Origin of the sequence: Brucella tritici (genome assembly GCF_902825325.1) — a bacterium.
Taxonomy (GTDB): Bacteria; Pseudomonadota; Alphaproteobacteria; order Rhizobiales; family Rhizobiaceae; genus Brucella.
In genome coordinates this window covers 212,613-225,476 of record NZ_CADEAR010000004.1, presented here as the reverse complement: position 1 = coordinate 225,476, position 12,864 = coordinate 212,613, and the positions used below count along the sequence as shown (strand labels likewise).

Here is a 12,864-nt window from a genome sequence, read left to right as displayed (position 1 = left end):
AAATCCCCGACCTCTTTTTATCTTTGCTAACATGGAAAAGGCCCGGACGACAGCCGGGCCTTTATATCAGTTCACCACCGAAACGCTGACCGTTCGACCGGCAACGAGGTGGACACTGTCGGGCACATCTTCAAGTTTCACACGCACCGGCACACGTTGCGCTAGGCGCACCCAGTTGAAGGTCGGTGAAACATTTGCCAGCAGGCTAGAAGAATCGCTACGCTCACGATCTTCAATCCCTCCTGCAATACCCTCGACCTTTCCTTTGAGTTGCACTTTGCTGCCCATGATATCGACCACCACCGGATCACCAATCTGGATACGCTCGAGCTTGTTCTCTTCAAAGTAGCCGGAAACGTAGAACGAGTCAGTATCAACGAGAGCCGTCACTGCCGATCCGGCAGAAACATAATCACCCGGTTGAAGTGAGAAGTTTGTAATCACTCCGTTGACGGGCGCCTTTACTGAAGATCGGTCCAGATTGAGAGTCGCCAGATCGCGATCCAGTTGCGCCTGACGGTAGGAAGCTTCTGCTTGCTGGGCCGTCGTTTCGATCTGCTCCAGTTTCTGACGTGTCACGGTCGTGTCGTTGAGTTGGCGATAGCGGACCAGATCGCGGTTTGCCATATCAAGCGCTGCTTTGCTGCTATCAACCTTTGCTTCCGCTGTCTGCAGGGCGAGTTTGTAGCGTGCCTGATCGATACGGAAGATAACGTCACCCTGATGAACGCTTTCATTATCGTGGACGAGCACTTCTCCGACCAGACCTGAGACATCAGGCGCAACGCGCACGACATCGGCACGAATTTTGCCGTCGCGGGTCCACGGCGCATTCATGTAATAGTCCCACAAATGCCAGCCAAGAAGCCCCGCCATAGTGACCATAACCACGGTTACAAAGACACGGCCTGAATGTGCAAAGAGCTTTTTCATAGCGGTATTCCATTGAGAAAGACGGCCGTAGCGCCGAGAATACAAAAATACATCGCGGCATCGAACAAAGGCCGGTGCCATACGAAACGATAGAAGCGTGCGCGCGCCAGAAGGCGCTGCATGACCGTGTTTGCGAAATAGGCACCGAGCGCCAGCACGCCGAGGGTCGGAATATAAATTCCGTAGATGTCGAGTTCAGGTTGCATCACAAGTCACATTGTTTTTCTAGGCTGCTTGGGGAAGTTCCATCAGCGGACGTGGCGGCAACACGAATGGTGGGGCCTTCGGAAAAAGATTGAAGCGAAGAGCGACCAGCGCCATTCGGGTACGTTTGGCTATCGCAGGCGATCCGCTCTCGATAATGGTGGTGATTGCTGTATCGATGGAGGTGAGCAGATTTCGGTCGATTTCACTTGCCTCCTTTGGCTTGTTGGCCAAGGCTCGATAATGCGCACCAACGCCATCCAGCACTTCATCGACAGCTGGCCGACAGTTTTCAGGCAGTTTGGAGCGATATTGCTGGAGATCGATCGTGTTCATGCCGTTTCGCAGATCGCGCAACAGATCGACCTTCGCCACGTCTGCTGCCGGAACCAGCGCCAGACGTGGGGTCATCATGCCGATACGGTCGATCATCCGGAGCAGAAGGCGGTTCATACGCTGGCGGCGATGACGTCCGGGACGCCGTTCGGCAGCAAGCGCAATATCGTTCCAGCCCGCCTTGATCAGGCGACGCACGCTCCATTCAGCACCGACAGACCGGACAATTGAAGTCACTACGGCGGCGATTACGATCCCCACAACGGTGGCCAGATTCGCATTGGCAAAACTGACAAAATCGTGGGTCAGGTGGCCCTGCAGCATGAGCATGTTCGGCAAGTTCACGCAGAGCACCATGCCGAGCAAAAATTGCGAAGGAATAGCAAGCAGCAAACCTGCTGGAATGAGGAACAGTCCCAGCACAAGAACCAGCGGAAAGAACCCGTCCACCAGCGGCAGCAACGCAAACTCAAAAATAAAGGCGGCAACAATGACAATCAAAAGCAGCCAGTTGAACTTGCGCATGACCGGCACCGGGTCATCCATGGTTGCAAAGATGCAGCAGAAAATACCAGCCATCATGGCTGCGGCACTCCCTTGAGACCAGCCGCTCGCAATCCAGAAAGCGGTTGCCACACAAGTTGCCAGAAAGGCAGAAAAGCCAGACAGAAAGGCCATGCCATAATCACGATGCATGGGGCGGGCTTTCAGATGTGCGTCGTAGCGACGCCACCGCAACGAATGCCGGGAACCGGAAACAATGTCCTGGCGCAGCGTGATGCAGTCGCTCCATATCTGAACGAGATCGCGAACACGTGCAGCTACGTTGAAAGGTAGCAACTCGCTCCAGCTTGTCGCGTTCTTCCCATGCCGGTCAATTTCCTCGATCAACTGCAACAGGACGGCACGGCGTTCCTCCGTTAGATTTTCGCCACTCTCGATCCAGTCGCAGGCCTCGTCCAATAGTTTCTGCACCGCCGGATGCCAGGACTTTTCGTTATCGCCAGGCTTCATCGCCAGCACATCGTGCAGACTTGATATGATCGGAAGAACAGCCACCATGCGTTGCTGCAGGACGTGAAGCTGCGTTCCGACATTTCTGATCGATGAGGTGTCATAGGCAACATGCGTCGTCAGATTGCGCAGTTCAAGTGCATCGGCTGCGAGACGCTGCCGATCCCGAAGGAATTCGGGCGTAGCGCCTTCACCTCGCATGCTTGCCAACGCAAGCTTTGAACCGTCACGCAGCCAATTGTCGATACGACTGACGAGCACCGGGCCGCTGTGACGTGGAAAAACAAGTCGATTGACGACAGCGGCGCAAATAATGCCGATTGCGATCTCTTCCACACGGCCCACGGCATAGTCGAACGTCGTTTCCGGCACGGAAACAACAGCAAAACTCGCGATTGCCACCGTGTAGCCAGCCAGCATGAACAAATAGCTGCGCGGCGTACCGTCGAGCAGGCTGATCGCAAGACAGAGGCCCATCCAAAGACCGATCGCCAGCGTCAGTAATTCAGGTGAATTGACCAGATGTGGCACGAAAAGAATGGTCATTGCCCCGCCGATGATCGTACCGACCAAACGGTAAAAACCCTTTGACGTGGTCGCACCTGACAACGGATGCGCGACAATATAGACAGCAGCAATGGACCAGTATGGATTGGGCAAGTTGGCCATCAGGCCGATCCACAGCGCAAGCATGGCCGCAGCGAAAGTCTTCAGCGAAAAGACTACGTCCCAAAACTTCGGAGTTGTTTCGGCTGATTTCATCATGGCTTGCGGGGGCACCGGTTGAACACATTGCGTCTTTCCGGTCAGACGGCTGATCAGAAAGACTATGTTTGAAATTTCTCATTCAACTTGCGCAATATCTCCATGGCTACATCGACCGCATCGGAATCGAAATCGCCTAGGAAAAGAGCGCGAAGGCGGGCGGCCGACTTTTCCACCTTGGCGGCAAGAGCGCGACCGTCCTCTGTCAGTTGGATAAGCTTGACGCGACGATCGGCATCGTCGGCAACACGCTGGATCAGACCGTCCTTTTCCAGCTCATCGACAACCCGGACAATCGTCGCTCCCTCAATACCGACCCGTTCGGCCAGTACCCCTTGAGGAACACGATCTCCGTGCCGCAATAGGGTCATCAGCGGTATGGCTTTCGCGTCGGAAAGACCATGTTCCGCCATCGCTGCATCGAAAGCTTTCCGCCATCCTCTGGCGGTGCTAGCAAGAAGCGGTGCGAATTCGACCCACGCTTGTTTCATCACATCAATTCCATTCAAATAGATAGCTTCATACCTATATGGATACAATCTAATTAAATGCAACTGACATGATATTTCCCATCAATTGTTTGTGTAGGAATGCTAATTAATTCTCTCTTGATGCATTACCAAAGCGCTTGACCGCCGCCCCTGCCCTCTGCCATCGATGCTGACATGCGCGCAAACTACAAAATGCAGAGATTATACGTTGAAAACGGCCTCGAAAGCGGCGACCAGATAGAGGTCGCCCTGCAGGCCGCACATTATCTCACCCATGTCTTGCGATTGAAGGACGGCGATGAAATTCTTGCCTTCAATGGACGCGACGGCGAATGGAAATCGCGGTTGAAGCCGGAGGGTAAAAAGCGGCTGTTCCTCGTACCTTTCGAACAAACGCGTCAGCAACCTTTACCGAGCGATCTGGTCTATTGCTTCGCCCCACTGAAGCAGGGACGGCTGGACTATATGGTGCAGAAGGCTGTGGAGATGGGCGCAGGCGTTTTGCAGCCGGTTATCACACAGCACACTCAGGTATCAAAGCTCGGAACTGATCGCATTAACGCCAATGCGATAGAAGCTGCCGAACAATGCGGTGTGCTTTCCATACCTGAATGTCGCGGGGCCATCCGCTTTGACCACTTTATCGAACAATGGGACGAAGCCCGACATCTGATTTTCTGCGATGAAGGGCACGAATCGGACGATCCATTGACCATCTTGCGGAAAATGACGCCAGGCCCGACCGCTCTATTGATCGGCCCTGAAGGAGGTTTCTCAGAGGATGAACGTCAAACGCTCCGAAAACTACCATTCGTAACATCTATTCCGCTCGGCCCTCGAATCCTCCGTGCCGATACAGCTGCCGTCGCTGCGATGGCTTTGGTACAATCTGTGCTCGGGGACTGGAGAAATGAAGGATGACGTTCTCGAAATCTGATGTTCAATGGAATTGACTTGCGTGATTTGACAAATTTGTCCAATCACGCTGAAAAGCGAAAAATCGACTAGGGATAGACTGTATGGCGCGCGATACGACTGACGAAACGGCACTGACGGGCGTTGAACAACTGGCAGGCTATCTGGCTGGCGGATGCAAGCCCAAAGATGCCTGGCGCATCGGCACCGAGCACGAAAAATTTCCATTCTACACGGTCGATAACAGTCCCGTTCCCTATGAGGGACCACGCGGCATCAAAGCCATCCTTGAAGGTATGCAGGCAACGCTTGGCTGGGAACCTATTATCGATGAAGGCAATATCATCGGTCTGGTGGAGCCAACCGGACAGGGTGCTATTTCGCTGGAGCCCGGCGGCCAGTTTGAGCTTTCCGGGGCACCGCTTTCAACCATTCATCAGACATGTCGCGAAGTGAACGCTCACCTGTCTCAAGTCCGCGAAATAGCGGAACCTTTGGGTATTCGCTTTCTAGGTGTTGGCGGCAGCCCGAAATGGACCTTGGCCGAAACACCCGTCATGCCGAAGTCACGCTATAAGATCATGACGAACTACATGCCAAAAGTCGGGCGTGAAGGTTTGGACATGATGTATCGCACTTCGACCATTCAGGTGAATCTGGACTTCAGCTCGGAACAAGACATGCGCCGCAAAATGCAGGTTTCGATGAAGCTGCAATCCGTAGCAACAGCACTTTTCGCCAGTTCGCCGTTCACCGAAGGCAAACCGAACCGCCTTTTGTCATGGCGTTCGAATATCTGGCGCGACACCGATAACCAGCGTTCGGGCGTACTGCCTTTCGTTTTCTCGGAAAACTTCGGGTTTGCGGATTATGTCGAATGGGCGCTTGATATACCTATGTATTTCATTCTGCGCGACGGTCATTATCACGACTGTACGCATGTCACCTTCCGCCAGTTCATGAATGGGGCGCTGAAAGGTGAAGTGAGCGACCCGGTCCCCAATATGGGTGACTGGACCAATCACCTTTCGACACTGTTCCCTGAAGTGCGCCTCAAGCGTTTCCTGGAAATGCGAGGAGCTGATGGAGGTCCGTGGCGCCGTATCTGTGCACTTCCAGCCTACTGGGTCGGACTGCTCTATGACGAAGAAGCTCTGACCGCTGCCGAACTTCTCACCAAAGATTGGACCTACGAAGAGGTGCTTGCACTTCGCAACGAAGTTCCTGCCAAGGCGTTGAACACGACCTTCCGGGGCAAACCGCTGGAACAGATCGCTCGCGAGACTTTGAAAATCTCCCGGCTCGGCCTCTTAAACCGCAACAAGCTCAACAGTGAAGGTCATGACGAAACGCATTTCCTCGCACCGCTTGAGGAAATCGTTGCGGCTGGTGTTACGGATGCCGAGCGCATGCTGAAGGCCTATAACAGCGTATGGGCAGGGTCAGTTGATCCAATCTTTCTGGAATATGCCTATTAAGCATTGAGTTGCAAAACACATCCAACAAAAAGGGCGCGTTATCCGCGCCCTTTTTATCTTAGTCAGCTTGTGACCTGCTGGCCCTTCGTCGGATCGGGGATCACGACAATTGTGCTACCATCGCGCACATTGTTGTAGAGATCGATCACATCTTGATTGAGCATGCGGATACATCCCGACGACACGGCCTTGCCGATACTCCAAGCCTCCGGGGATCCGTGAATGCGATAGAGCGTATCGCGCCCGTCCTTATGAATGTACATCGCTCGCGCGCCAAGTGGGTTCTTGATACCCGGGGGCATCCCGCCATTGGCGATGCTGTAAGGCTCCAGCGCGGGTTGACGTGCGACCATCTCATCGGGTGGCGTCCAGCGGGGCCATTGGCGCTTATAAGCAATCTTCGCGCGTCCCGCCCAAGCAAAACCGTCACGTCCGACACCGATGCCATAGCGCATGGCCCGGCCATTGCCGAGTACATGATAGAGATACTTGTTCGGCGTATCGACGATAACAGTACCTCTGACTTCGTCAGTCGGATAATCGACCTCCTGTCGCCAGAACTTTGGATCAATCTTGCTCGTATCGACGGCAGGAATCGGGAATTGTTCGTCTGGCAAGGCCTGATACATCAACGGCACGGGCCGTGACGATGCAGGTTCAGGCATTTTTTTCACCGGCTGAGGTGGCTGTTCCGCCGTCGAAACACAGCCAGACAACGCAACCGCGCTTACACCTATGAGAAAGCCGCGGCGGCTGAAAGCAGCCCTCGCAAAGCCATTTGTGAGGTCGTCCTGGGATTTGTTACGCGACATCCTGAATCTCTAACAATGACAGATGCACGAGAAAAAGACGGCCAAGCTTAAGCCAGCCTTAAGGCCAGGCAATCTCAGCAGAAAGCGAACAACACCGAGACGGACTGTTGCTAAAATAACGATCCCTGATTGCCGGGGCCGGGAGACCGAACCTTTTTTGTTTGTACAAGCTTTGCGGACTCACTCCCGTCTTCCTCACTCGCAACGACTGCAACGTCTCCATCGCGAAACCGAATGGACAATGCATCGCCAGCCGATACGGATGCAGCCTGCTTCACCGGCTTCCCTTCTGCATCGAAGACAACCGCAAAGCCACGCTCGAGAACGCTTTCATAGGAAAGCGTGCGCATGAGACGCTCCAGTTCCTGCCCGCGCCGTTTGGCTCTTTCAATGAGAAGCCGCACAGCTTGGTCGCGACGACGATCCAGCTGTTCTGTTGCAACATTTGTAAGCTTTGTTCGCCGCAGTATCGGCTCCGCCGAAAGTCGACTTGCTCGATGAATGAAAGCCGTTCGACGTTCGCGCAGGAATGCCTCAAGCGCGCGAGGCAATCTCTGCCCAAGAACGGAAACCCCGCGTTCCAGTTCCGTAAACCGGCGCCGAAGGAGGCGCGGCGATAATTGTCGCGCATGACCTTCAAAGTGAACTCGTTTCTTTTGCGTATTGACGAACAGCGCCCGCGTGAGGCGCGAAGCCGCTTCGTCGAAACGGCGTCGAGGCAAAGCCAGCAACTGGTCAGCCGACGGAAGAGCACGCGCTGCCGAACGATATGCTTGTTGTTTCAGATCGATAAAGCGGGACATGGCTGATGACAGCCGAGCGGACTGACCCGCCAGCGCTGCCTGCAGGTCCGCCTTTACAGGCACCGCCATTTCCGCCGCGCCCGTCGGCGTCGGAGCACGAATGTCGGCTGCAAGATCGATCAAGGTCCAATCTGTTTCGTGACCGACCGCAGAAATTACCGGAATATGCGACGCAGCAACGGCACGAACAACGATCTCGTCGTTGAAACCCCACAGGTCTTCCAGACTGCCACCGCCGCGCGCCACGATCACCACATCCGGCCTCGGAATAGGTCCATCTTCGAGCAAAGCATTGAAGCCATCAACTGCGGCGGCCACCTCAGGTCCGCTCGTCTCGCCCTGTACACGCACAGGCCAGACAATAACATGCAGCGGATAGCGGTCTGCTATCCGGTGAATGATGTCCCGGATAACCGCCCCGGTCGGAGAGGTCACCACCCCGATCACACGAGGCATAAAGGGTAGAAGCTGCTTTACCGCAGGATCAAACAACCCTTCAGTAGCAAGCCGTCGCTTGCGTTCTTCCAAAAGCGCCATCAAGGCACCAGCCCCGGCAGGCTCCATCTGTTCGATAACAATCTGATATTTCGATGAGCCCGGATAGGTCGTGAGCTTGCCGGTAGCAATCACTTCCATCCCCTCTTCAGGACGGAAACGCAGACGGCTCATCGAGCCTCGCCAGATCACAGCCTCGAGACGAGCACGATCATCTTTCAACGCGAAATAGGCGTGCCCCGACGAATGTGGACCTCGATAGCCGGAAATTTCGCCGCGCACGCGCACATGTCCGAACGTGTCCTCGACCGTGCGCTTCAAAGCGCCGGAAATCTCGGAAACGCTATACTCGGCAACATTGGACGATGTGCCGGTAAAACTCGAATCGGAACCCATGCTCATCCCATCATAGGCAACCAGGTGGCATGGCTGGTCAAGAAGCCATGCGGCGATTTACTGTCTCATCACCAGCCTGGCAGCAATTCGTTGGCTCGCACCCTCCTCGTGCGAACCGCCGGAAACGGCGAAATTTCCGCCGAAGCCATCGCGCCGGGCTGCGGTGATGATATATTGTCTAGACTTTCGATAATGTGCTGCGCAAGTGCATCGACGATGGCATTCTGTTTTGTATGGCCGCGCATGATGCCAATGCCGAATTCCGGCAGCGTTCCAAACCCATCAACTTCACCAAGGACCCGCATACCGGGACGGAGTGCGCATTCTGGAAGAACAGAGACCGCAAGGCCGGAGAGAACTGCCGCCGCAAGAACAGTCGCTGACCAGCTGGTGATGATGATACGGTAATCGCGTCTGGCCGCTTCCAGCACATCAATAGCTGCATGACGCCAGATACAGGTCGGGCGCCCGACTGCAAGCGGCAGAACAGCCTCTTCATGCACCGCATGATTGGCAGAAGTCACCCACAGCAATGGCTCGGTTCGAACAACTTCCGAGCGACGTTTGTCATCGCACTGGGTGACCAGAGCGATATCCAGTGTTCCGCGGCGGATCATCTCGTCCAGATTGACTGTCGGTTCGCAGACGACCGACAATTCAACGCGCGGGTTTGATCGCGCAAAACGTGCCATGATTTCCGGCAGAAACCGATCGGCATAATCGTCCGGTGTGCCGATGCGTACGTGACCTTCCAGTTGCGTGTCATCAAACGCAGCGATAGTCTCACCATTGAGCTGCATCATGCGACGTGCATATAGCAAAAGCCGCTCGCCCTCTTCGGTAAGACGATTGGTCCGTCCATCACGTTCAAATAACGGCTTGCCAATACGCTCTTCAAGACGGCGCATCTGCATGGAAACGGCCGATTGCGTCTTGAAAACAGCGTCCGCTGCCCGCGTGAAACTGCCCATATCCGCTATGGCGATGAAAGTCTGTAACTGATCGAGATCCAGAGGCGTGCTCATCGGCGTCATCCATCATTATTATTGAAGAATGACATTAAAAACATTCGTTGGAACAATCAATTCGATTGTTAGATAAAGCAGCCATCGTAAAGGAAAAGGAGCCGCGAAAGCGAATGACCCTGACGATAAGGATCACTTAGCCCCGCTAAATCAAAGGAGAGCGGACATGACAGCGACAAGCAAGATAACGACACCGCACTTACCAGCAACGAGCGTACAGACCTCCACGCCCGTGCAAATGGTGAAGGCCGTATTTACGTCGATCATGCGTCGCTGGACGTTTTCCAATGGTCGACGGCAAGTGCTAAACCTGAGCAGCTTTGACGACCACATGCTGCGCGATATCGGACTTCGCCGTGAGGATATTTACACAGCAGCTCATTATCGCGGCGCAGCCGACCCCACACAGGTTCTGGGTGAACTGGCAGACGCTCGGCTACGGATCAAGGCTACAGGCCTGATCTGCTGAACCAACATCGCTTCGGGACTCGGTAAGGCACTGCCTTTTTCGAACCCGCAGACTCATAATCTGGCAGGCGCCACCTTCACATACCGGGTCCCCTCCCGGTCAGCCTGCCCCTTGCCCGGCCGCTCCTCCGCTGGCCGGGCTTTTTTATGCACCTGCTTCTGGAAAGCATTCCTCTACACATCAATTTGCAGCGCCTCACCGCATGAAATCAGCAATTGCTGGATAACTTAAATCGCTTTGAATTTTTTCGAAGAAAAGTGTTGCGTTCGGTGTTTGAGTTCGCTAGATGGAGGCCGTCGCGAACGAACTAACGCTTCCATCGCGCTTGCAGGCCTCCAGATCGAAGGCATTTGCAAATTCCTGCTGGGGAATAGTTTAAGGGTAGAACAGCGGACTCTGACTCCGCTAGTCTTGGTTCGAATCCAGGTTCCCCAGCCAAATTTTCTTCAAGAAAATCAATGTTATAGATAGTCAGCCGGGGCACTTCTCGGCTTTTCTCAGGTCGCGTTTAGCGGCAACCAGCTTCCAGTACCCAGCTTAGATATCGTAACCTGCATTAAGAGTTTTCAAAACGGGACACGTACCGGATCGAACATTACAAAAAATTCAGGTTCTACTCTTGAACTTGGCAGAACCATACACATTTGAAGAAATGCAGCGCCGGGCCCCTCTGGTCATGGCTACCGCTATGGCGATGTCGGGGCTGCTCCACTTGTTCAAATGGAGATGGTCCGGCGATGGATTCGCTTATTGTAGCCCTTTCGGGCGATTTTCTCGGCACACCTGTATATTTCTGGGCGGCATTTATCATTGTCGTCGTCGGCTTGCTTGTTTTCGACCTCGGTATTTTGCATCGCGACGAGCACGAGATTGAAGCCAAGGAAAGCCTCCTGCTTTATGGCTTTTATGTCCTGATCGCGCTGGCCTTTGGTGGCTGGGTGTGGTGGCAGCGCGGTGCAGAGTCCGGTCTGGAGTTTTATACCGGTTATCTCATTGAGCAGAGCCTGGCGATGGACAACATGTTTGTTATCGCAACGATCTTCGGCTTTCTTGGCATTCCTCGTCTTTACCAGCATCGTGTTTTGTTCTGGGGTATTCTCGGCGTTATCGCCTTCCGGGCAATCCTGATCGGACTTGGTGCAGCCCTTGTGCACGAGTTCAACTGGATCCTGTTCCTCTTTGGCGCGTTTCTCGTTTTCACCGGCTTCAAGATGTTCGGCCATCAGGATGAGACACCCGATATCGAGCAGAACGCTGTCTTCAAGTTCCTTCGCCGCCGGTTCAATATCACCCGCGAATTGCATGGTCGCAACTTCACGGTCAAACAGCCACATCCCAAAACCGACAAGATGGTCACCTGGCTGACCCCTCTGGCGGTTGCGCTCATCATGGTGGAAACTGTCGATCTGATCTTTGCAGTCGACTCTGTCCCCGCCGTCTTCGCAGTCACTCAGGACACGTTTATCGTCTACACTTCGAACATCTTTGCCGTTCTGGGCTTGCGCGCGCTCTATTTTGCGCTGGCTGCGGCGATGAACCGGTTCCGCTATCTACAGGTTTCGCTTGCTATCATTCTCGTGCTGATCGGCATCAAGATTTTCCTTGTACCGCTGGGCGTTCACATCAACACGCTGCTGTCACTTGTCGTAACGCTGGCTATCCTCGCAAGCGGTGTACTTTACTCGCTGTATAAAACCCGGAATGAACCGGACATGAGCGTCGAGGATCTCGCCAAGCAGCAACATACAGAGAGTTGATTGAAAGCAGTTTCAACGCCAGAAAGGTCGGCCATATTGTGCCGACCTTTTTTCTGTGATGGCAGTGTAATTCATTGCATACATACCGGGTCGCGCCGAGCCTAAGCCATCCTTTTGGTGAAGCTGCATCTCAACTCACAGATGATATACTGAGTTTCAAAAGGCAATCATTCGGAAACAATTCGCGGAAGGCGAAGTTGAACTCCTTATTGCTTGGCGCATTGGTATTCTTCATCCTGATATTGGCGACCATGCTTGGCATGTTCGCTCGAACGCGTTTGCCCGAGCATCATCTAAACTCTGAGTCCAAGGATGTCATCCGCCTTGCCACCGCTGTTGTCGGAACACTTTCCGCTCTTGCTCTGGGGCTTCTGATTGCTTCGGCAAAATCCGATTATGACGATGCACAAGCCGAGATGAAAACATCGGCGGCTCGCATTGTCTTGCTGGATCGGATCATGGCGCGCTACGGCCCTGAAACGGAGCATCCACGTGCCGTACTCAAGCAAATCATCCAGAAACGTCTTGATCAAGCGTGGAATGCCAAGCGAGCCGACGAGCTTTCCGACGGAGCTTTGCCGGAGTTCAAGGATATCGAGGATATTCAGGCCAGTCTGCGTGCTTTGAATCCGACGGACGCCGCGCAGAGCTCCCTCCAAGCACGCGCGCTGGAAGTCAGCGGAATGATTGCCGAAGGTCACTGGCAATTGGTGGAAACAACAGATGAGGGGCTGCCTGTTCCATTTCTCATCGTATTGATTTCATGGTTGGCGCTTTTATTCGCAACTTTTGGGCTACAGGCCCCGTTAAACAACACTGTCATATTGATAATAATCGTATGCTCATTGTCCGTCGCTGGCGCGATTTTCGTGATTTCGGATATGGCGAGTCCCTATGCCGGACTAATCCACATTTCTGAAGCTCCACTTCGCACTGCACTGGATCGTCTTGGTGCTCCATGACGAATTGCG

General features: G+C 54.0%; 12 protein-coding genes and 1 tRNA gene. 6 read left to right on the top strand and 7 right to left on the bottom strand.

Translation table 11 applies throughout. The features are described from left to right. Positions 1-66: 66 nt before the first annotated feature. The 4 genes from HWX93_RS07690 to HWX93_RS07675 all read right to left on the bottom strand — a co-directional run bounded on the left by HWX93_RS07690 (position 67) and on the right by HWX93_RS07675 (position 3,743). Positions 67-933 carry an HlyD family secretion protein gene (locus tag HWX93_RS07690; protein ID WP_176037027.1) on the bottom strand — a complete coding sequence of 289 codons (867 nt, stop codon included), beginning with the start codon at positions 931-933 and terminating at the stop codon, positions 67-69. Continuing rightward, positions 930-1,139 carry a DUF1656 domain-containing protein gene (locus HWX93_RS07685; protein ID WP_109986810.1) on the bottom strand — a complete coding sequence of 70 codons (210 nt, stop codon included), beginning with the start codon at positions 1,137-1,139 and terminating at the stop codon, positions 930-932. Before HWX93_RS07685 ends, HWX93_RS07690 begins: the two co-directional genes overlap by 4 nt. Positions 1,140-1,158: 19 nt before the next feature. After that, a complete protein-coding gene (locus tag HWX93_RS07680) occupies positions 1,159-3,252 on the bottom strand; it encodes an FUSC family protein (protein WP_176037026.1) in 2,094 nt (697 codons plus the stop codon). 62 nt (positions 3,253-3,314) lie between these two features. Then, positions 3,315-3,743: a MarR family winged helix-turn-helix transcriptional regulator gene (locus HWX93_RS07675; protein WP_109986808.1), complete on the bottom strand. Its 429-nt coding sequence runs from the start codon at positions 3,741-3,743 to the stop codon at positions 3,315-3,317. A gap of 174 nt (positions 3,744-3,917) precedes the next feature. Here HWX93_RS07675 and HWX93_RS07670 point away from each other — a divergent pair, with 174 nt between their 5' ends. After that, a complete protein-coding gene (locus tag HWX93_RS07670; protein ID WP_176037025.1) occupies positions 3,918-4,664 on the top strand; it encodes a 16S rRNA (uracil(1498)-N(3))-methyltransferase in 747 nt (248 codons plus the stop codon). A gap of 98 nt (positions 4,665-4,762) precedes the next feature. Then, positions 4,763-6,136 carry a glutamate--cysteine ligase gene (locus tag HWX93_RS07665; protein WP_176037024.1) on the top strand — a complete coding sequence of 458 codons (1,374 nt, stop codon included), beginning with the start codon at positions 4,763-4,765 and terminating at the stop codon, positions 6,134-6,136. Between the two features lie 62 nt (positions 6,137-6,198). On the opposite strand, the gene HWX93_RS07660 is transcribed toward HWX93_RS07665, so the two are convergent. The 3 genes from HWX93_RS07660 to HWX93_RS07650 all read right to left on the bottom strand — a co-directional run bounded on the left by HWX93_RS07660 (position 6,199) and on the right by HWX93_RS07650 (position 9,667). Then, complete coding sequence (locus tag HWX93_RS07660; protein ID WP_176037023.1) at positions 6,199-6,948, bottom strand: L,D-transpeptidase; 750 nt, start codon at positions 6,946-6,948, stop codon at positions 6,199-6,201. 110 nt (positions 6,949-7,058) lie between these two features. Then, entirely contained in the window at positions 7,059-8,642 is a 1,584-nt protein-coding gene (gene xseA, locus HWX93_RS07655) for an exodeoxyribonuclease VII large subunit (RefSeq protein WP_176037022.1), read from the bottom strand. 68 nt (positions 8,643-8,710) lie between these two features. Further along, positions 8,711-9,667 carry a LysR substrate-binding domain-containing protein gene (locus HWX93_RS07650; protein WP_176037021.1) on the bottom strand — a complete coding sequence of 319 codons (957 nt, stop codon included), beginning with the start codon at positions 9,665-9,667 and terminating at the stop codon, positions 8,711-8,713. A gap of 166 nt (positions 9,668-9,833) precedes the next feature. On the opposite strand from HWX93_RS07650, the gene HWX93_RS07645 reads away from it, so the two are divergent. The 4 genes from HWX93_RS07645 to HWX93_RS07630 all read left to right on the top strand — a co-directional run bounded on the left by HWX93_RS07645 (position 9,834) and on the right by HWX93_RS07630 (position 12,855). Then, positions 9,834-10,136 (top strand): DUF1127 domain-containing protein, encoded by a 303-nt coding sequence (locus tag HWX93_RS07645; RefSeq protein ID WP_176037020.1) that lies wholly within the window; start codon positions 9,834-9,836, stop codon positions 10,134-10,136. Positions 10,137-10,500: 364 nt separating this feature from the next. Continuing rightward, positions 10,501-10,574: transfer RNA gene (locus tag HWX93_RS07640), tRNA-Gln, on the top strand. A 299-nt stretch (positions 10,575-10,873) separates the two neighbouring features. Next, positions 10,874-11,893 (top strand): TerC family protein, encoded by a 1,020-nt coding sequence (locus tag HWX93_RS07635; protein WP_176037019.1) that lies wholly within the window; start codon positions 10,874-10,876, stop codon positions 11,891-11,893. Positions 11,894-12,090: 197 nt separating this feature from the next. Next, a complete protein-coding gene (locus HWX93_RS07630) occupies positions 12,091-12,855 on the top strand; it encodes a DUF4239 domain-containing protein (protein WP_176037124.1) in 765 nt (254 codons plus the stop codon). Positions 12,856-12,864: the final 9 nt, after the last annotated feature.

What these genes read in the sequence shown, in the direction of transcription:
- HWX93_RS07690 (WP_176037027.1), bottom strand. Translation starts at nt 933, where the DNA reads ATGAAAAAGCTCTTTGCACATTCAGGCCGTGTCTTTGTAACCGTGGTT.
- HWX93_RS07650 (WP_176037021.1), bottom strand. Translation starts at nt 9,667, where the DNA reads ATGAGCACGCCTCTGGATCTCGATCAGTTACAGACTTTCATCGCCATA.
- HWX93_RS07645 (WP_176037020.1), top strand. Translation starts at nt 9,834, where the DNA reads ATGACAGCGACAAGCAAGATAACGACACCGCACTTACCAGCAACGAGC.
- HWX93_RS07675 (WP_109986808.1), bottom strand. Translation starts at nt 3,743, where the DNA reads ATGAAACAAGCGTGGGTCGAATTCGCACCGCTTCTTGCTAGCACCGCC.
- HWX93_RS07680 (WP_176037026.1), bottom strand. Translation starts at nt 3,252, where the DNA reads ATGATGAAATCAGCCGAAACAACTCCGAAGTTTTGGGACGTAGTCTTT.
- xseA (WP_176037022.1), bottom strand. Translation starts at nt 8,642, where the DNA reads ATGGGTTCCGATTCGAGTTTTACCGGCACATCGTCCAATGTTGCCGAG.
- HWX93_RS07660 (WP_176037023.1), bottom strand. Translation starts at nt 6,948, where the DNA reads ATGTCGCGTAACAAATCCCAGGACGACCTCACAAATGGCTTTGCGAGG.
- HWX93_RS07665 (WP_176037024.1), top strand. Translation starts at nt 4,763, where the DNA reads ATGGCGCGCGATACGACTGACGAAACGGCACTGACGGGCGTTGAACAA.
- HWX93_RS07685 (WP_109986810.1), bottom strand. Translation starts at nt 1,139, where the DNA reads ATGCAACCTGAACTCGACATCTACGGAATTTATATTCCGACCCTCGGC.
- HWX93_RS07670 (WP_176037025.1), top strand. Translation starts at nt 3,918, where the DNA reads ATGCGCGCAAACTACAAAATGCAGAGATTATACGTTGAAAACGGCCTC.
- HWX93_RS07635 (WP_176037019.1), top strand. Translation starts at nt 10,874, where the DNA reads ATGGATTCGCTTATTGTAGCCCTTTCGGGCGATTTTCTCGGCACACCT.